The organism is Spirillospora sp. NPDC048823 (genome assembly GCF_043198445.1).
Lineage (GTDB): Bacteria > Actinomycetota > Actinomycetes > Streptosporangiales > Streptosporangiaceae > Spirillospora.
In genome coordinates this window covers 12,760-31,563 of the sequence record NZ_JBICUT010000009.1, presented here as the reverse complement: position 1 = coordinate 31,563, position 18,804 = coordinate 12,760, and the positions used below count along the sequence as shown (strand labels likewise).

General features: G+C 70.3%; 12 protein-coding genes. 8 read left to right on the top strand and 4 right to left on the bottom strand.

Annotation, left to right across the window (positions count from 1 at the left end):
- Positions 1 to 16: 16 nt before the first annotated feature.
- From ACGFK0_RS21155 to ACGFK0_RS21145, 3 genes are read right to left on the bottom strand one after another with little or no spacing between them, the layout of a single operon-like run.
- Entirely contained in the window at positions 17 to 3,136 is a 3,120-nt protein-coding gene (locus ACGFK0_RS21155) for a WD40/YVTN/BNR-like repeat-containing protein (RefSeq protein ID WP_392906986.1), read from the bottom strand.
- Between the two features lie 36 nt (positions 3,137 to 3,172).
- Positions 3,173 to 4,147 carry a glycosyltransferase gene (locus tag ACGFK0_RS21150; RefSeq protein WP_392906984.1) on the bottom strand — a complete coding sequence of 325 codons (975 nt, stop codon included), beginning with the start codon at positions 4,145 to 4,147 and terminating at the stop codon, positions 3,173 to 3,175.
- Positions 4,144 to 5,454 (bottom strand): hypothetical protein, encoded by a 1,311-nt coding sequence (locus ACGFK0_RS21145; RefSeq protein ID WP_392906983.1) that lies wholly within the window; start codon positions 5,452 to 5,454, stop codon positions 4,144 to 4,146. The genes ACGFK0_RS21150 and ACGFK0_RS21145 overlap by 4 nt, the downstream gene beginning before the upstream one ends.
- Positions 5,455 to 5,701: 247 nt before the next feature.
- On the opposite strand from ACGFK0_RS21145, the gene glf reads away from it, so the two are divergent.
- From glf to ACGFK0_RS21110, 7 genes are all read left to right on the top strand, one after another.
- Positions 5,702 to 6,880, top strand: coding sequence for a UDP-galactopyranose mutase (gene glf / locus ACGFK0_RS21140; protein WP_392906982.1), 1,179 nt, complete (start codon positions 5,702 to 5,704; stop codon positions 6,878 to 6,880).
- Positions 6,877 to 8,931, top strand: coding sequence for a glycosyltransferase (locus ACGFK0_RS21135; protein ID WP_392906981.1), 2,055 nt, complete (start codon positions 6,877 to 6,879; stop codon positions 8,929 to 8,931). Before glf ends, ACGFK0_RS21135 begins: the two co-directional genes overlap by 4 nt.
- Positions 8,931 to 9,812, top strand: a complete 882-nt coding sequence (locus ACGFK0_RS21130; RefSeq protein WP_392906979.1) for an ABC transporter permease — start codon at positions 8,931 to 8,933, stop codon at positions 9,810 to 9,812. Before ACGFK0_RS21135 ends, ACGFK0_RS21130 begins: the two co-directional genes overlap by 1 nt.
- Positions 9,812 to 10,618 (top strand): ABC transporter ATP-binding protein, encoded by an 807-nt coding sequence (locus ACGFK0_RS21125; RefSeq protein ID WP_392906977.1) that lies wholly within the window; start codon positions 9,812 to 9,814, stop codon positions 10,616 to 10,618. Before ACGFK0_RS21130 ends, ACGFK0_RS21125 begins: the two co-directional genes overlap by 1 nt.
- Positions 10,615 to 11,742: an acyltransferase family protein gene (locus ACGFK0_RS21120; protein WP_392906975.1), complete on the top strand. Its 1,128-nt coding sequence runs from the start codon at positions 10,615 to 10,617 to the stop codon at positions 11,740 to 11,742. Before ACGFK0_RS21125 ends, ACGFK0_RS21120 begins: the two co-directional genes overlap by 4 nt.
- Complete coding sequence (locus ACGFK0_RS21115) at positions 11,739 to 12,995, top strand: acyltransferase family protein (protein WP_392906973.1); 1,257 nt, start codon at positions 11,739 to 11,741, stop codon at positions 12,993 to 12,995. The genes ACGFK0_RS21120 and ACGFK0_RS21115 overlap by 4 nt, the downstream gene beginning before the upstream one ends.
- Positions 12,996 to 13,083: 88 nt before the next feature.
- The gene (locus tag ACGFK0_RS21110; RefSeq protein WP_392906971.1) at positions 13,084 to 14,613 is read left to right on the top strand and encodes a sulfatase; all 1,530 of its coding nucleotides are present in this window, start codon (positions 13,084 to 13,086) and stop codon (positions 14,611 to 14,613) included.
- A gap of 80 nt (positions 14,614 to 14,693) precedes the next feature.
- Here ACGFK0_RS21110 and ACGFK0_RS21105 read toward each other — a convergent pair whose 3' ends face one another.
- Positions 14,694 to 16,025: a sialidase family protein gene (locus tag ACGFK0_RS21105; protein WP_392906970.1), complete on the bottom strand. Its 1,332-nt coding sequence runs from the start codon at positions 16,023 to 16,025 to the stop codon at positions 14,694 to 14,696.
- Positions 16,026 to 16,358: 333 nt separating this feature from the next.
- Here ACGFK0_RS21105 and ACGFK0_RS21100 point away from each other — a divergent pair, with 333 nt between their 5' ends.
- Entirely contained in the window at positions 16,359 to 18,449 is a 2,091-nt protein-coding gene (locus ACGFK0_RS21100) for a hypothetical protein (protein ID WP_392907597.1), read from the top strand.
- Positions 18,450 to 18,804: the final 355 nt, after the last annotated feature.

Here is an 18,804-nt window from a genome sequence, read left to right as displayed (position 1 = left end):
GCCGCGCCGGGAACGGTCACGAAAGCGGGCGGCTCCAGAGGACGGGCTGCTCGCCGGAGCGGGAGACGCTACGTCCCACGCCGAGCAGAGCGCCCTTGAACGGCGTCAGGCCCGTGATCTCCTGCCGGCCCGTCCCGGCGAGAACGTCCCCGCCGGGTGTCTGCAGCTCCCACGACGACCCGTCCGCCGACGTCCACGTGACGACGTTGGACGCGCCCGTGCTTCCGGCGGCGCCGGAGATGGTGAAGCCCTGCGGCGTGGTCGTCACGGCCGTCACCCGGACGGACTCCGTCGAGTCGGGCATCGGCGGCCGGCTCTCGCGCCAGGTTGTACCGCCGTCGTTGGAGATGAAGGCGAGGGCCGTCGTCCCGGACGTACCCGCCGCGTCGCCTGCTGCGACCAGGACGTTGCCCTTGACCGCGACATGCGTGAGCCATCCCTGCGACAGGCCGGAGGAAAGCTTGAGCTCCTGCAGCTTCCACTTCTTGCCGTCCGGCGACGTCCACACGGCCGGGAGGCCGGGACCGGGCGTGTCCGGGTTCCGCATGCCGCCGACCGCGACGAAGCCGAAGTCGCCTCCGGCGGCCGAACGTATCCAGCGGTTGCCGTTCTTCTCCGCGGTGAGGTCGTTGCGCCCGGCACCGCTGCCGCGCTGCCAGGTCTTCAGGTCGGGAGAGAACCAGATCGCGCCGGACAGCCCGTCGTCGCCGACGACGACATAGCCGGACGGGCCGGCTGCGACGCCATGGGTGGCGAGGTGGAGCTCACCCTTCTGCTCGAACACCGGATCGGTGTCGGCGGGCTTCCAGATGTTGCCGTCCGCCGATGTCAGCACCAGGGGCTCGCGCGGTGCGCCGCCCCCGTCGCCGACTGCGAGCCAGCCCGCGCCGCCGCGCGTCACGCCGAGCAGCCGCTGCAGGGCCGGGCGGGAGATGCCGCCGGAGAAACGGGCGCGCTTCCACGCCGAACCGTCCGCCGACGTCCAGATCGCGGCGTCGCCGCCGGTGCTGCCGACCGCGACCGCCTGAGCGCCCTCCGCGGCGACCGCGGTGACGGCCCGGTCGTTGCGGAACGCGCCGGGAATCTTGAGCGGGTCGACGGGGATCTCGGTGCCGTTCGCGCCCCGCACCGCCAGCAAAGCGTTCAGGTCGCCGTTGCCGGGGTCACGGCCGACCAGGACGGTGTGCTCGCCGGTGGCCGACGCCCCGAGCAGGATGCGGCCCGAGGCCGAAGGCAGCGTCCCCGCCTCCTGCCAGGATTCGCCGTCCGCCGAGCGGGAGATCAGCAGGTCGCGCTCGCGTTGCAGGATGCCCGTGAAGCCGGTGCCGGTGGCCAGCAGTTGGTGGACGCGCTTGTAGTCGGCCGACTCCAGCTTCCCGCCCTCGGTCCAGTCGTCGGCGTCCTTGGAGGTGTAGACCTGCCCGTAGGACGACTTCCCGGACTTGACCTCGCGGACCGCCACCAGCCCCGTCGGACCGCCGCCGATCTTCAGTCCGCGGGTGCCTTTCGGGGCGGGAATCTTGGCGGGTGACCAGGTGCGGCCACCGTCGGTCGATCGCCATGCGCGGTGGAACGTGGCTTTGTCCGGATCCGGGGCGTGCAGGCTCTCCATCAGCACTACCCCGCCGCTGAACGCGACCTCCTCCACCACGACCTTCCCGCGCAGCGGCAGTCCGGTTTGCTTGCCGGTCAGCGCGTCCCAGTTCCGTCCGTCGGCCGACAGCCAGATGGCGGGAACGGAGTCGGAGAAGTCGCGCTTGCGGGAGTGTTCGCCGATGGCGAGGAAACCCTTGTCAGTACGGATGACCTGCGACACACGGTTGCCGGGGCCGAAGACGTCGCCCGCCGCGTCGGGCTGGCGTCGCCACGTCCGACCGTCCTCGCTCGTCCACACGGCGCCGCCGCCCGGCCGGGTGCCGATCGCGACCCAGCCGCCGGGGCCGCCGCCGACCACCCTCGGGATCTCCGTCGAGCCGGGCTCGCCGCCGTCCAGGCCCTCGACCCGGGCGGCCTCGAAGGTGCGGCCGCCGTCGGCGGACACCAAGAACACGCCCCGGTAGTTGCCGGGGTCGGCCTCGCCGCCGACGGCGACCACGGTGGTGCCGGAGGCCGCGACACCGGTGAGCTCCTGGTCGCGGCCATCGGAACGGGCGGCCGGATCCGCCGCGAACACTTTGCCGGCGAGCCGTGCGTCCTCGCCGCTCCCGGCGGGGCCGTCACCCATGCCGAGCAGCACGACCACTCCGCCCGCGACGAGTGCGGCGGCGGCCACGCCGCCGATCACGCCGAAGAGGATCTTCTTGTTGATCCCCTTACGGCTGGGCCCGGGCGTCGTCCGCCAGGGCTCCTCGACCTGAGGCGGCGGTGCGACGGGTGTACCGGAGACCGGGTTGCCGGACGCTCCAGGGGCGGGGACATCCTGCGCCCATGGGAACGGCTGGGGCGCGGGCGCCGGTGACTGCCCGGGGATCTCCTGGGCGTATGGGAACGGCCCGGGGGACGGAGGGCTCGGCGTGCCAGGGATCTGCTGCGCCCATGGGAACGGCGGTGGCGCCGCCTGGGCGGGGGATGCCGGTGGTTGAGGTACCGGTGGTTGAGGTAGGGGCGGCTGAGGTGCCGGTGGCTGGGGTACGGGCGCGGGATACTGCGCCGCGGGAGGCTGTGGAGGTTCTGGTGCCGGTGGTGCTGGCGATTCGCCCGGGATCTGCTGCGCCCACGGGAACGGAGGGGGAGCCGGCGGAGCCTGCGCGTCCTGCTGCGCAGCCCCTGGGAGGCGCTCCACCCGGGTGCGGTCCTGCCCTTCGTCCTCGTCGGCCTCCGGCTCGCCGGTGTCCGGGGCGCCGGTCGCTGTGCCGCGGGAGAAGTCGGTCATGGTGAGGTCGGCGATGTTGCCGGCCGACTCGGTCGGCGGCGGCGCTGCCGGCGCCGCGTCTCGCCGGAAGACCTCGGTTCGCCCGGCCAGGTCGTCCTCGCCTTGGCTGCCCCGGTCGCCCGTGCCGCTTTGCTCGTCGTCCTCGTCGTCGACCTCGTTGAGCCACTGCGGCGGCGGAGGCGGCCCCGGCAGGTGCTGGGACGGCGAGCCCTCCTCGGGCAGGCCGTCCCCGTGCTCGTCGTCCGGCGTCCCCTTCGGAGTCACACCCGCCCTCCCCTTGGCCCTGCGTCGTTTGCGTTGTCAGGGATCATATCGACGCATGGCAGCCGAAATGACCTCCTCGGTCGGGCGTGGACGCCGCCGCAGGCCGTCGCGTACACCGGCCCGCAACCCGCGGCGCAGAGTGGCCCGGTCCCGCGAGCGGGCATAGGTGCGCGTCCAGCGCCGAACGGACGATCCGGCGTAGAGGACGCGTTCGGCCGGTGCGAGCCCGCGGCTGCGTGTGAACAGCCAGAGCTTGTTGCGAACCTCATAGTAGAAACGCTCCCCGGGGTCGGCGTCGGTGCCGCCGAACGTCCTGGTCTTGTGGACGACGATGCTTGCGGGACAGTACAGCCCGGTCCGCCCCCGAAGCAGCCGAGTGGTGAACTCGAAGTCGTCGTTCCACAGGAAGTAGTCCGCCACCGGCAGCCCTCGGTCCAGCACGGCCGCCGCATCGACGAGCACGGACACGAACGACGCGGACCGGACGGGGATGCAGCCGGCTTCTGCCGCGGCCGCAAGCTCGGCCCGGGACACGCCGGGTTTGACGCGCGGGGTGTTCATCGGATGATCGCCGCCGTCGGTCCACAGGACGCGGCTGGCGACGAGGACAGGATCGCCGGGTGCCCGTTCCCGGGCATCCAGAAGCGCTGCGAGGGCCCCGGGCTCGGGGACGGTGTCGTCGTCCATCAGCCAGATCAGCGGGGTCCGCCCGCCCGCGACACCGCCCGCACTGGCGGTCTCCGGGACGGACGTGTCCAGCGCGCGGGCGATCCCGGCCGCGAAACCCCCCGCGCCGCCGGTGTTGGTGCCGAGCTCGACCAGGTCGACGTCCGGGAACCGCTCGCGGACAAGGGCGGGGGTGCCATCGGTGGAGGCATTGTCCACGACGATCACGACGTCCGGCCGCCGCGTCTGGGCGGCGAGCGCGTCGAGCGCCTCGGTCAGGAGGTCGCGCCTGTTGTAGGTGACGACGACGGCGGTGACCAGCGCGTCCGCAGCGCCGGAGCTCATCGCGCGTCGGCCCGGCGGGACAGGACGGTACCGGGCCCACCGGGTTCGCCGGCTCCGCCGGCCGCCTCGTCCTCGGCCTCCGCCGCGGGTTCGGGCGGCGGCTCGATGCCCTTCAGCCGCTCCACCAGGTGCCAGTACCCGACCCGCATCTTCCAGACGGCCTCGTTGCGTTCACTGAGATGGCGGGCCATCAGTTTGGGCAGTGCGGTGTGCCGCTGCTCCCGGCGTTCGTCACGCAGCTCGGCTATCTCCTCGCGGAGCATCGAGACGCGATCGAGGAGTCCGAGGATGGTGTGGGCGGCCGTGTCGAGCAACTCCGTGTCCCCTGGCGCGGCGGCGGTACCGTTCTCCGGCGGCCGCTCGCGGGGCAGCAGTTCGGTGAGGTCGCCGACGATGTCGTAGCCGGCGGAACGGACCCCTTCGACCAGTTCCCGGGCCTTGCCTCCCGCCCATGCGCGGCGGTCCGGAGGCAGCGGTACCCTGCCGGGCTCACCCCGGCCAGGCAGGACTTTGAGCGCGAGGACGTCGGTGACCAGCCGGTGGTACAGCCACATCGGGGCGTCTTCGTCGACGGCCGCGTTCAGCCTGCGCAGCAGCTCGGTCTCCGTCCAGCTCAGCGACGCGTTCGCGCGGGCCGCCGACAGGTCCGCCACAGCCGGGTCGATGCCGAGCAGCCCGGTGAAGCGCTCCCAGAGCCGCTCGCGGGGGGCGTCCGGGCCGGGCACGGTCAGCACGTGCACGTGCTCCGGCGGGACGTGCGGGGCCCACCGTCCGAGCACCTCGGGGATGTCGTGCACGCGCCAGAACCAGGAGGCGGCGCCGCCGTCGGGAGGACCGTCGATCACCTCGCGCAGCCAGTGACCGAAGTCGTGGTGGAACCGGTGCTTGACGTACTCCTGCCATTCCGAGGGCAGCAGCCCGGCGAGATCACGGGCGGAGTAGACGATGTGGACCTCGCAGGGGGCGAGGGACCGCACCGCCCGTCCGGCGCCCTCCGCGTCCACCGCGCACAGCACTTCGTGTGAGACCACGGCGGTGTGATGGCCGGACGTCTTGACGCTGTCGGCCAGCAGGTCCCAGGCGCCGTCCCAGCCCGGTTCGGGCTCGTCCGGCTCCGGTTCCAGCCGGCGGAGGTCGCGGGTGGCCCGTACCTGCGCGCTGAAAGACCCGCCTGGCAGGTGGACGCCGGCCTCGGACAGCGCCTCGGCGTTGTCCCACAGCAGGCCCTGCAGGAACGTCGTCCCGCTCTTGGGCGCGCCGATATGGAGGAAAACGGTGGGCGGGGGGCCGCCGGGGTCCGCTGCCACCAGGTTCTCCTCTGCCGGTCGCGGGGTGGGACGCGCAAGACGCCGTTCCGGATCACAGGCAGAGTACAACCGGCCAACGAGGGTCAATCTCCACAACCGGGATCAATGTGTCGGTATGTTGGCCGCGCAGCATTGTCGATCCAGTGTCGATCCTCAGTCAATCCCCTTGCGGACAGAGCGGGCCCGCGGCCGGTCGCCGGGGACGGATCGCGCGTACGACGCGGGGGGCGTCGCAGGAAGATGAACCGTGAACGTTGATCTTGTAGTGGTGGGCTCCGGTTTCTTCGGGCTCACCGTCGCGGAACGCTGCGCGGCGGAACTGGGGCTGCGGGTACTGGTCCTCGACCGGCGCGACCACATCGGCGGCAACGCCTACAGCGAGGATGAGCCCGAGACCGGCATCGAAATCCACCGGTACGGCGCGCACCTGTTCCACACGTCCAACGAGCGAGTGTGGGAGTACGCCAACCGGTTCACGCGGTTCACCGGCTACCAGCACCGCGTCCACTCGACCTTCAAGGGTCGCGTCTACCCGCTGCCCATCAACCTCGGAACGATCTGCGCGTACTTCGGCCGAGCCTTCACCCCGGACGAGGCCCGCGCGCTGATCGCCGAGCAGGCCGCGGAGATCGCCGCCGGGCACGAGCCGCGCAACCTGGAGGAGAAGGCGGTGTCCCTCATCGGACGGCCGCTGTACGAGGCGTTCATCCGGGGCTACACAGCGAAACAGTGGCAGACCGACCCCCTTGACCTGCCCGCAGAGATCATCACCCGGCTGCCGGTGCGGTACACCTTCGACAACCGGTACTTCAGCGACACCCACGAGGGGCTGCCGGTCGACGGCTACACCGCGTGGCTGGAGCGTATGGCCGACCATCCGAACATCGAGGTCCGGCTCGGCACCGACTTCTTCGACCTGCGCGACGATCTCGTCGGACGGGTCCCCGTCGTCTACACCGGGCCGCTCGACCGCTACTTCGGTTTCGCGGAGGGCGAGCTGGGCTGGCGGACGCTGGACTTCGAGACGGAGATCATGCCGACGGGCGACTTCCAGGGAACCGCCGTGATGAACTACGCCGACGAGGACGTCCAGTACACCCGCATCCACGAGTTCCGGCACTTCCACCCGGAGCGGCGGCACTACCCGGACGACCGCACGGTGATCATGCGGGAGTTCTCGCGGTTCGCCGAACGCGGTGACGAGCCGTACTACCCGATCAACACCGCCGAGGACCGCGAGCGCCTGCTGCGCTACCGGGAGATGTCCCGGTGCGAGGACGGCGTCCTGTTCGGCGGGCGGCTCGGCACCTACCAGTACCTGGACATGCACATGGCGATCGCCAGCGCCCTGGGCATGGTCGACAACCGGCTGCGGCCCCATTTCGAACGGGGCGAGCGGCTGATCAGCGGAGGAGTTGACCGATGACCGAGCGGGCCACCCAGCCAGAGCTCCCCACGGAGCCCGCAGAACAGCTCCGGCCGGCCGTGCCGGGCGAGGGACTGCGCATCCTGCACCGGGTCGTGATGCCCGGCGAGCGCGATTTCGACGTCCTGAAGCTGTACGTGGACGGGAACGCGGTGTTCGGCCGCCGCACCGCCGACCTCAAGAGCGCCGCCGAGCGGGTGCTGGCCGAGCAGGACGGTGACGCGGCCCGCGCGGCGGCGGCGTTCAGGCCCGCATCCCAGGACGACAGCGCCGAGATCGTCGGCCGCCGCAGCATCGTCGTGCCGTCCGGCACGCGGGTGTCGTTCTGCAGCTACTTCAACGCCTTCCCCGCCGGATACTGGCGCCGCTGGAGCACGGTCGAGGACGTCCGGCTGCGCGTCCGGGTCCGCGGCGAGGCGACGATCCTCATCTACCGGTCCACCGGCAAGGGCCACCTGGAACGAATCAAGTCGCTGCACATCGACTCCGACTCCTCCGTCGAGGAGACCGTCGACCTGCCGCTCGCCCCGTTCATCGACGGCGGCTGGTACTGGTTCGACATCGTCGCCGACGGCCGCACCGCCGTGCTCGACAGCGCGGACTGGTGCGCGGTCACCGAGCGGACCGAGCCGGGCACCGCCACCCTCGGCATCACGACCTTCAACCGGCCGAAATTCTGCGTCGAGCAGCTCACCGCGCTGGCCGCGGCCGGCGACGTGCTGGACGCCGTCGACGAGATCCTCGTCGTCGACCAGGGCACCGACCGGGTCGAGGACCACCCGGACTTCGCCGCGGCGGCGGAGGCGCTCGGTGACCGGCTGCGCGTCATCGACCAGGCCAATCTCGGCGGCTCCGGCGGCTTCTCCCGGGTCATGCACGAGACCGTCGAGGCCGGGCGCAGCACCTACGCGCTTCTGCTGGACGACGACGTCATCCTCGAGCCGGAGGGCATTCTGCGCGCGGTGACGTTCGCCGACCTGGCGCGCGGCCCGATTCTCGTCGGCGGGCACATGCTCGATCTGTACAACCGGTCGGTGCTGCACGTGTTCGGCGAGACCATCGCCCGGTACCGCTGGTGGATGGTCCCGGCACCGCACACCGAGCTCTCGCACGATCTGGCCGCCCATCCGCTCCGCCACACCCCCTGGCTTCACCGCCGCGCCGACGTGGAGTACAACGCGTGGTGGATGTGCCTGATCCCGGTCGAGGTCATCCAGAAGATCGGGCTGTCGCTGCCGTTCTTCATCAAGTGGGACGACATCGAGTACGGGCTCCGTGCCAAGGCGGCCGGGTATCCGACCGTGTCGCTCCCGGGCGCCGCGGTGTGGCATGTGCCGTGGCACTCCAAGGACGTCATGACCGACTGGCAGGCGTACTTCACCGAACGGAACAGGGTCGTCACCGCTCTGCTGTACTCCCCGTACGAGCGCGGTGGCAACATGCTGAAGGAAAGCCTGTTCATCACCGTCAAGCACGCACTGGCCATGCAGTACTCCACGGCCGAACTGATGCTGCTGGCGATCGAGGACGCGCTCAAGGGGCCCGAGGACCTGCATCCGTCGATCGTCACGAAGATGGGTGAGCTGCGGGAACTGCGTGCCGAGTTCGTGGACGCCCAGGCAAAGGCGGACCTGGACGAGTTCCCCGCCGTCCGGCGGCGCAAGCCGCCGCGCAAGGGCCGCGACGTCGTCCCGCCGAAGAACAGGCGGGCGATGTTCCAGACGGCGCTGATGGGCGCGGCCCGGCAGATCAAGCCGATCGGCCCGTACCCGAAGATCCACCCTGAAGCCGTCGTCCCGCACGTCGACCAGACCTGGTGGCTGCTGACCAAGTTCAACAGCGCACTGGTCTCGTCCGCGGACGGCACCAAGGTCTCCTGGTACCAGCGCGACCCGCAGCGGTTCTGGTCGCTGATCCGGCGCGCGTCGGCACTGCACGCCCGCCTCGGCAAGGACTGGGCGCCGCTGAGCCAGCGGTACCGGGACGCGCTGCCGGGCCTCACGTCGCAGGAGGAGTGGCTGGAGACCTTCGAAAAGGCGCGGCGGCAGTAATGACCGCGGTATCCGGGGCGCCGGCCGGCCCGGTCGATCCCGAACTGGTCGAGCCGGGACGCGGAGGAGGGCTCGGCGAGGTCTTCCGGCGCCGCTACCTGCTGAGGCTCATAGTGCGGCGGGAACTGCGCGCCCGCTACCAGGGGTCGCTGCTCGGCCTCGGGTGGTCGTACGTGCGGCCCGCCGCGCACTTCTCCGTCTTCTACTTCGTCGCCGGCGTCTTCCTCGGGATGAGCGAGTACATCCAGCACTTCCCGATCTTCATGTTCTCGGCGCTGGTCCTGGTCTCGTTCTTCAACGAAACCCTGATCAACACGACTCACTCGGTGCTCGGGAACGCCCCGCTCGTCCGGAAGGTGTACCTGCCGCGAGAACTGTTCCCCGTCGCGTCGCTGCTGGTGTCGTGTGTGCACCTGCTGCCGGGACTGGGCATCGTCCTGACCGTCGCGGTGCTCTGGGGATGGACGCCGTCGGCCGCGGCGCTCGCCTCGGCGCTGCTCGGGTTCGCACTCGTCGCCGTGCTCGGGATGGGGCTCGGGCTGATCTGCTCGGCGCTGCACGTCTTCTACCGCGACACCGACAAGGTCGTCGACATCACGACGTTGTTCGTCACCTGGTCGGTCCCGATGATCTACCCGTGGACGATGGTGCGCGACACCCTGCCGGGCTGGGCGCTGGACCTCTACCTGGCCAACCCCATGGCTGTCGGGGTCCTGCTGTTCGAACGGGCCTTCTGGTGGCCGACGACCGACGGTACGTTCGAGTTCCCCGCTCACCTCACCCGTGACGCGCTCGTCCTGCTGGCGCTGGCGGTGCTGCTGCTCGGGGCGGGCCAGTTCGTGTTCTCCCGGCTCCAGCGCCGTTTCGCGGAGGAACTCTGATGGACGGGACGGCTCCGATGGACGGGACGCGGCGCGCGGTCGTCGTCGACGCGGTGACCAAGCGGTTCACGCTGCGGCACGCCCGCTCGATCAAGAACATGACCGTGCGGGCGCTGCGCCGGGAGAGTCTGCGCGACCGGTTCACCGCGCTGGAGGACGTCTCGGTCACCATCGGGGTCGGCGAGGCCGTCGCGCTGGTCGGGGTGAACGGCTCGGGCAAGAGCACCCTCTTGAAAATCATTTCGGGGGTGATGCCGCCGGACGAGGGCTCGGTCCGGATCCGCGGGCGCGTCGCCGGGCTGATCGAGGTGGGCGCCGGCCTGCACCCGGACCTCACCGGTCGGGAGAACGTCTTCCTGAACGGCGCCATCCTCGGCATGGACCGTGCCGAGACGGTCCGCAAGTTCGACTCGATCGTGGAGTTCGCCGACATCGGCCAGTTCCTCGACCAGCCCGTCCGGTTCTACTCCTCCGGAATGTTCATGCGGCTGGCGTTCTCCATCGCCGTGCACACCGAACCCGACGTCTTCCTCATTGACGAGGTTCTGGCCGTCGGGGACCCGTTGTTCCGCCGCAAGTGCATCGACCGTCTCCACGAGTACCGCGACAGCGGCCGCACCATGGTGATCGTCGCGCACGACGCGAAGCTGCTGCGGCAGCTCTGCACGCGCGGGGTCTTCCTTGAGAGCGGCCGTGTGCTGTGGGACGGCGACATCGACACCGCCGCCGACCTGCTGCTGAAGAAGCGGCAGGAACGCCATCGCGCCGCCGCGCGTCCGGCGAAGGCGGCCGAGGCGGGCCGATGACATCGGCACCACCCGTCGACCGGCCACGGCTGCGTGAACTGGACCTGCTCCGGTTCCTGGCCGCCGTCCTTGTGGTGTTGCACCACTACGTGGGCCGCATCGGCGGATGGGGCGTGGAGAATCACCACAACATGCCGTTCCTCGCGCCGGTCACCCACTTCGGGAATCTCGGCGTCGACCTGTTCTTCCTGATCAGCGGCTTCGTGATCCTGATGAGCGCCTGGGGGCGGAAGGTCGGCGACTTCGCGGTCTCGCGGACGGTGCGCATCTTCCCGGGCTATTGGGCCGGCGTCGTATTCGCCCTCGTCGGCTTCCTCGCCATCGGTCAGACGCCGATGGCGGGGCACAGCCCGCTCGTACCGTTCCTGCCGAACCTGACGATGCTGCAGATGGGCATTGGCGTGCCGGGTATGGAGAACGTCTACTGGACGCTCTGGGTCGAGCTGCATTTCTACGTGCTGATCTCCCTGCTCGTCTGGCGTGGCATCACTTACGGGCGCTGCGTGGCGTTCATGGTTCTCTGGATCGTGCTCGGCCTCTTCGCGCAGGAGGCCGACTTCGCGCCGCTAGCCGCGATCCTGATGCCGCCGTGGGCGCCTTATTTCGTTGCCGGCATGGCCTTCTACCTCATCCACAGGTTCGGCCCGAACCTTCTCCTGTGGCTGATCGTGGCCGGGTGCTGGGCGCTTGTCGTCCCCTACCGGATCGCGACCGTGAACGACGATCTGGCATGGCCGCTCATGTGGGAAGCCGCCATCACCGGCGGTGTCACGCTTTGCTTCCTGATCATGGCGATGGTGGCCAATCACCAGTTCGAGGTGGTGCGCTGGCGGGGCTTCACCGTCCTCGGCGCGCTCACCTACCCGCTCTACCTCGTCCACGAGACCGTCGGGCGGGTGCTGTACGAGCTGATCGGTTCCCAGCTCGGCCGATGGACGCTCCTCGGCGTGTCCTGCGCCGTGGCGTTCGGCTTCGCGTACCTGGTACAACGGCTCGTCGAGGAGCCCGCGCAGCGCTGGATGCGGTCGAGGCTGAAGACCGCGCTCGCCAGGCTGCGTCAGGACCGTCTCCCGCTCACCCGGAACCAGACCCCGTCCCGCAGCCCTGCGGAGGCCATCCGATGACCCGTCCTCCCGCCCCTTCCGGATCAGCCGGCCCGCCGCCCGCCGACGACGTGCTCGCCCGCCCGGTGCCGTCGCGGCTGCGCGAGTTGGATCTGCTGCGTTTCCTCGCCGTGGGCGCACTCGTGCTGCACCACTTCGCCGGGGTGCGCAGCACGATCTGGGCCGGGCGGGACGCCCAGAAGATCTATCCCGAGCTGGCCCCGGTCGCCCACTTCGGCTACCTCGGCGTCGACCTGGTCTTCATGATCAGCGGATTCGTCATCCTGATGGCCGTGTGGGGTCGGGGCGCCGGCGACTTCGCCATCGCGAGAGTCGTCCGGCTCTATCCTGCGTACTGGTTCAGTGTCCTGCTCAGCCTGGTGCTCTTCCTGGTCTGCGGCTCGGCGGTGCCCTACGGTGACGGCGACGACCCCGTCCAGCGACTCCTGCCCAACCTCACGATGCTCCAGCAGGGGATGCACGTCGCTCCGCTGGAGGTCGTCTACTGGGCGCTGTGGGTGGAGTTGCACTTCTACGTGCTCATCGCGCTCTTCGCCTGCGTCGGCATCACCTATGGGCGCTGTGTCACCTTCATGGTCTCCTGGCTGATCGTCGGCGCCTACGCCAAAGAGGCCGGCAACGACCTGATGCGCGCCGTGTTCCTGCCGGAGACGGCGCCGTTCTTCATCGCCGGGATGGCGTTCTTCCTGATCTACAAGTTCGGGTCCAACCTCGCGCTCTGGCTGATCATCGCGGCGTCCTGGGCGCTGTCGGTGCACTACCTCGTGGCGGACATCAATCCGCTGAACGCGTGGAAGGGCGTCCACGAGATCGTGATCCCGGTCGTCGTCACCGTGTTCTACATGACCATGGCCCTGGTCGCGTCGCGGAAGCTCTCCAGGGTGAACTGGCGCGGCTTCACCTTCCTCGGCGCCATCGCCTACCCGCTGTTCCTGATGCACGAAACGGTCGCGCGGACGATCGTCAAGGTGTTCTTCCCGCATCCGATCCTCGACCGGCTGACGATCCTGCCGGTCATCACGGTCTCCGTGCTGGTGTCGGCGTTCGTCGTCCACCGGTTCGTGGAACGTCCGCTCCAGTCGATGATGCGTCCGCGGCTCGCGTCCGCGATGGCGCAGATCCGCCGCAACGGAGCACCGCCGCCGCCCGCCGCGCCGCCGGATGCCCCGTCCAACGCGGATCCCTCGGATGACGCCGACGCCCCGGGCGTCCGCCACGATGCCGCGCAGGCTCCGCGTGCGTCCGTGCCTTAGCCTGATCATCATCGATCAGGTCATTGATCAACCCGTTCGGTGATCGACGTACCGCTGATCGACATGCCGCCGGCCTGAAGGGACTGTGATGCTCGGCGCCAAGCCGCGACGACGATGGCGGGCCGCATCGCCGCCGGCGGTACTGCTGGCGGGTGCGCTGGTGCTCGCCGGATGCGCGCCCGGCGGGAGCCCCGGCGACGCCAATGACGGCAAGGGCGGACAGGTGTCGCCCACCGGCGGGAAGCAGGCTGACCGGCCCAACATCGTCTACATCCTCACCGACGACCTGTCGTGGGATCTGGTCGACTACATGCCGAACGTCAAGCGGCTCCAGAAACGCGGGATGACGTTCTCCAACTATTTCGTCGCCGACACGCTTTGCTGTCCGTCCCGGGCCACGATCCTGACCGGCAAGTACCCGCACAACACGGGGGTTCGCAGCAACGACCCGCCCAAGGGCGGATTCAAGGTCTTCCGTGACCGGGGCAACGAGCAGAACACGTTCGCCGTGGCGATGCAGAAGGCCGGCTACCGCACGGCGCTCATGGGCAAGTACCTCAACGGCTACGAGACCACGAAGCAGCAGGGCTCCTCTCGGACCTACGTGCCGCCAGGCTGGACGGAATGGCAGGTCACCGGGCTGGGGTACGCGAACTACAACTACTACCTGAACAGCAACGGCACGCTCACCCACCATGGGCGGTCGCCGAAGGACTATCTCACCAACGTGATCAGCGCCAAGGGCGTCGACTTCATCAACCGGTCCGCCGACGCCGAGCAGCCGTTCATGCTGCAGATGTCGACCTTCACGCCGCACGCCCCGGCGACGCCCGCGCCGGAGGACGCCCGCAAGTTCCCCACGGTCAAGGCGCCCCGCACACCCGGATTCAATGAGCCGGATATCTCCGACAAGCCGGGTTGGCTGCGCAAATATCCCAGGCTGCGGCCACAGAAGATCCGCGCCATCGACGAGGCGTTCCGCAAGCGGGTCAGGGCCGTCCAGTCGATCGACCGGATGGTCGGCGCGCTGGAGGCAGCCGTCAACGCCAAGGGAGAGGGGGGCGACACCTACTTCGTCTTCAACTCCGACAACGGCTACCACCTGGGACAGCACCGGCTCGTTGAGGGAAAGCTGACCGCCTACGACACCGACATCCGGGTACCGCTGATCGTCGCGGGCCCCGGCGTCCCGGCCGGGAAGACCGAGAAGAGGTTCGCGCAGAACACCGACATCTGCCCGACGTTCGAGGAACTCGCGGGGCTCAAGCCGCCGGAGCCGGTGGACGGGCGGTCCCTGGTGCCGCTGCTGCACGGACGGCAGGTTTCCAGCTGGCGGACGACCGCGTTCATCGAGCATCTCGGCCCCAACTACAGCGACGACGACCCGGACCTGCCGAAGAAGTACGGGGGCAATCCGCCGACCTACCAGGCCGTCCGTACGGCGAACGAGCTGTACGTCGAGTATGAGAACGGCGACCGCGAGTATTACGATCTCGCGCGGGACCCCTGGGAGCTGGGGAACATGTGGGGGCAGGCGCCCGAGGCGCGGAAGGCCGAGCTGAAGTCGCTGGTGACCTCATACCGCACCTGCTCCGGCGCCGAATGCCGCGACCTGTGAACGTCCCGGCCACGTGAGCTCTCCCGGCCGTATCGGCATCCCGGCCGCGCGAATCGCCCGGCGGCCCCGTCTTGCGTGGCCTACGCGCCGGTCTTGGGCGCGGCGGGAGCCGGAGCCTGAGCACGGAACGATGCGCCCACGTAGGCCCGGCACGTCCCGTCCTCGCCGCGTTTGGTCGCCACCTCCAGCAGCCCCCGTCCGCCGTCCATCGGGAGCAGCGACGAACTGTAGTTGGCGCAGACGACGTCCGAATGCTCCGGGTGGGCTGGGAACGGAACATGGACCGGCGCGGGTTCCGTGTGCCACACGCCGTCGCCGTTCGCGGTGTTGGCGAAGATGGTGGCGCCGCTGGCCTCGTGTGAGAGCCCGCCCTCGGCGTCCCGGACGAGCCCGCCGATGAGCAGGATCGTCCCGTGCGGGCCGCCGCCGGGAATCCAGGTGACCGTCGGCGCGTGGTAAAGGCTCAGGCCGTCCGCGGTGCGGGCGGCAGTGCCGCGTCCGGCGGCGTCGCCCCACGTCCAGCCGTCGGGTGAGCGGCGGTAGTGCACCTTGCAGGACGCGGACGGGCCGCACACCTCGTATGCCATGAAGTAGGTGCCGTCCGGCAGGCGCCGCACCACGGGCATGCCCGGCCGGTCGTGCCCGCCGGGAGCCACGATCACCGTTCTCGATCCCCAGGTGACGCCGCCGTCGGTGGAGACCACCTCGGCGATGACCTGGTCGTGGCCGTGGTGCGTCTCGTCGGCGTAGTAGCAGACCAGGCGGCCTCGCGCGTCGACGGCCAGTTCAGGTTCCCACAGGCCCCGGTTCCAGGGTGTCCCCTCGTCGGCGGTCGCGCAGCTCGACAGGTAGTTCCAGTGCCGTCCGCCGTCGGCGCTGCTCCATACGCGCAGCTCGGGGCGGCGCCCGGGCGCGTGGTTCTTCATGCCGACGGTTCCCGCCCACAGCAGCGTCCCGGCGGGCTGGGCACCGAGCCTCCGGGGGAGTTCGAGCAGGCTGCCGCAGCAGCCGCCGCGTTCCCCGGCGGCGGCCGGGTCGAGGATCTCCGACAGCGTCCGGAACGTGCGGCCCCCGTCAGTGCTCTCGTAGAACCGCGCCATGTCGGTGACGCCGTCGCCCGTGGACGTCGCGACCCCGAGGATGATCCGGCCGTCCCGCAGCCGGACGAGCCTCGGGTACATGGCCTGGCGATCGTCCACCCGCCGTTCGCCGAAGGGCGCGAAGGCGGGGGAACGGGCGGGGCCGCCCGGGTGTCCCGCCGCCGCGCCACCGCCGCTCCAGGTGCCGTCCTCGGCCGCCATGCAGCCGGTGAGCGCGAGGACGGCGGCGAGTGGTGGGCCGGCGGCGCGCGCGATCCGCCCGCGTCCCCGAGACGGCCGCCCGCGTCTCGCCGGCCGGCCGGTCAACGACACACAGGCTCCTCACCTTTGGTGGACGTCCCCCCCGGCATCGGACATTACCGTTCTGACCGGGCGGCGGGTGAGACCCAACCGGAGCCGGGACGCGCCGTACAGGAGTGGCCGGATGCGGTCAGGGGCCGGAAAGGGGGGTGTCCGATCTTTACCGCAGGTGGACTTGGTGACCGAATTGGCGGGGTCAGTCGGTCATCTGTGGTCCTGTTCCGTTGAACGTGGCGCACGAACGCGGCAAGCTCTTTACTCTGTGTGGTGTAGGAGACCAACCCGGCAACCCCCAGGCGTTCCAATCATTCCCGCAACTCCCAGGGGTCTCTCGACGTGACGGACATGGCGCGCGAGTCCGCGATGGCGCGGCTCACACAGGCCGACCGCGTCTATGTGGGCTGGCGCTACGCGCAGGTGCACCCCGACCCGGGGCCGCCACCGGACAGGCCCGCACAGCCCGACCGCGCCCCGGCCCCGCAGCCGGCGCGGCAACCGGGCGAGCACATGGCGGCCCTGCCCCTGCGGATCGTCTTCGGCGGCGCGCTCTGCGGCATCGTGCTGTTCCTGCTCTGCGGTGTCGTCGGCGTGGTTCCCTGGCCGTTCGCCGGGGTGGCGATGCTGGCCTGCGCGCTCATCATCGGCATCACCGGCGGGACGCTGTGGCGCGACGAGCGCGGCGTCCGCGAGAGGCTCGCGCACGAGCGCGACGCGGAGGAGCGCAGGCGCGCCGAGAGCGACCGGGAGCGTGACGCGGCGGAGAGGGCTTACGCCGAGGCGAGGTCCGAGTGGGAGCGCCGCCAGTCGGCGTACGAGGGCCAGCGCGAGTGGTATCCGGTCGCCGTCCCGCCCGGCGTCGACCGGGTGGACGTCGTCGGCGGGACGCTCGCCGGATGGTCCGCGGCAGTCACCACCATGGGCGCGGCGCGGCTCGCCGTGGGCGCGCGCCTCACCGTCATCGACCTGTCCGAGGGCGCGATCGCGCACGACCTGCTGCGGCTCGCCGCCGACCGCGGCGACGACCCGCTCGTCTGGGTGCTGCCCGCCGACCTGCCGCGCCTCGACGTCACCCGCGGCCTGAACCCCGAGGCGCTCGCCGACGTGCTGTCCCTGGTCGTCGGCGCGGGCGAGGAGGAGGGCGGAACCCGCGACCTGTCGTTCGACAACTCGATCCTGGAACGGCTCATCGAGGTCCTCGGCCCGGACGCGACGATCCCGCGGATCACCGCGGCGCTGCGCGTCCTCGCCCAGGTCGGCGACCCCCGCGACGACCTCCGCAAGGGCCTCCTCACCGACGAGCAGGTCGAGCGGATCGCGACGCTGTTCGGCCGGGACGCCACCGACCGGATCGTCGTCCGGCGCGCCTGGGCCCTCGAAGCCCAGCTCCGCAAACTGGAGAAACTCGCCACCGAGCCGGTGCGGCTACCGCCGTCCCGGCTGCACGTGGTGTCGATGGACCGGCGCGCCGGCGTCCTCACCAACCGCATCCTCGGCACCTACGTCACGACCGCGCTGACCCACCGGATCAGGGAGGCCCCGCCCGGCGGCCGCTGGGACCACACCCTCTTCCTGTGCGGTTCGGAGAAGCTCCGCGGGGACGTCCTGGACCGCCTCATCGACGCCTGCGAGGCCACCGGGACCGGGCTCGTCCTGATGTACCGGTCGATCCCCGGCCACGTCCGCGAGAGGCTCGGGCGCCGCGGCCACGCCGCCGTCGGGTTCATGCGGCTCGGCAACCCCGAGGACGCCCGCGTCGCCGCCGAGCACATCGGCGCCGGCCAGCCCCTCCTCGTCGCCGAGATCACCGACTCCGCAGGCGAGACGCTGTTCGACGTCGCGGGGGAGACCTACGCCAGCACGGTCGCGTTCGCGCGCCCACGCGGCGACGGCCTCACCGACCCGGTCTGGTCGCCGCTGCCCGCACCCGCCGCCGACGACTCCGCCCTCGTGGAGGGCATCAGCTCCGCGACCGCGTGGGGCCGCACCGTCGAAGGCCGCCACCGCGCCCGCGACACCCCGGCCAAACAGCGGTTCCGCGAACTGCTGGTCGAGCCGCCGCAGCTTCAGGAGCTGCCGCCGACCGCCATGGTCTTCACCCATTCCGGCACCACCGGCCGCCGCACACTGCTCGTCGACGCCAACCCCGGCATCATCACCCTGCCGACCGCGCACTCGATGGAGTTCGAGGAGTACTTGCGCGAACAGGAACGCCGGGACAGGGAGGTTCTGGACGAGGCGAGCGACGCTGCCCATCAGGACGGGCCGGAAGCCGCGGCGCCCGAGCCCGCCCCGCCGGACGTCCCCGCCCCGCGCTTCCCCCAGCCGTCCCGCGCCCGCCATGCGTTGCCGCGAGGCGCGGGGACGCGCCCCGTCCGGATCGTTCCCCCGCTGAAGCCGAACGGCAGGCACAAGGCGGACCCTCCGTCCTCTTCGTGACAGCGGAGAGCCGAGGTCATATGTCGGCTTCATGTGTCGCGTCAAGCCCGTCTTATCTGTCCGCGGGGGCAGATGTGCTCCTAGCGTCGGCGTTTCAGAAGTTCTGAGGCCACATCTGGTCAGTCGTCTGATCTCGTTTCGGGTATGCGTCGTCACTGATCGTCGCGCTTTTCGGGAGAAGGCGGCGAAAAGCCGTTCACGTTATCACGTGACCATCCCGGGAAGTGCAGTGATCTAGATCACATTCAGAAGTTCGATATTGGCTCTTTCCCGTTTCTGGACGCCGAGTTACGTTATGGCCGTTTTGGTGACCCTTCCGCGTTGGGGTTTTCATGGGTTTTGGTGCCGTGTCGCG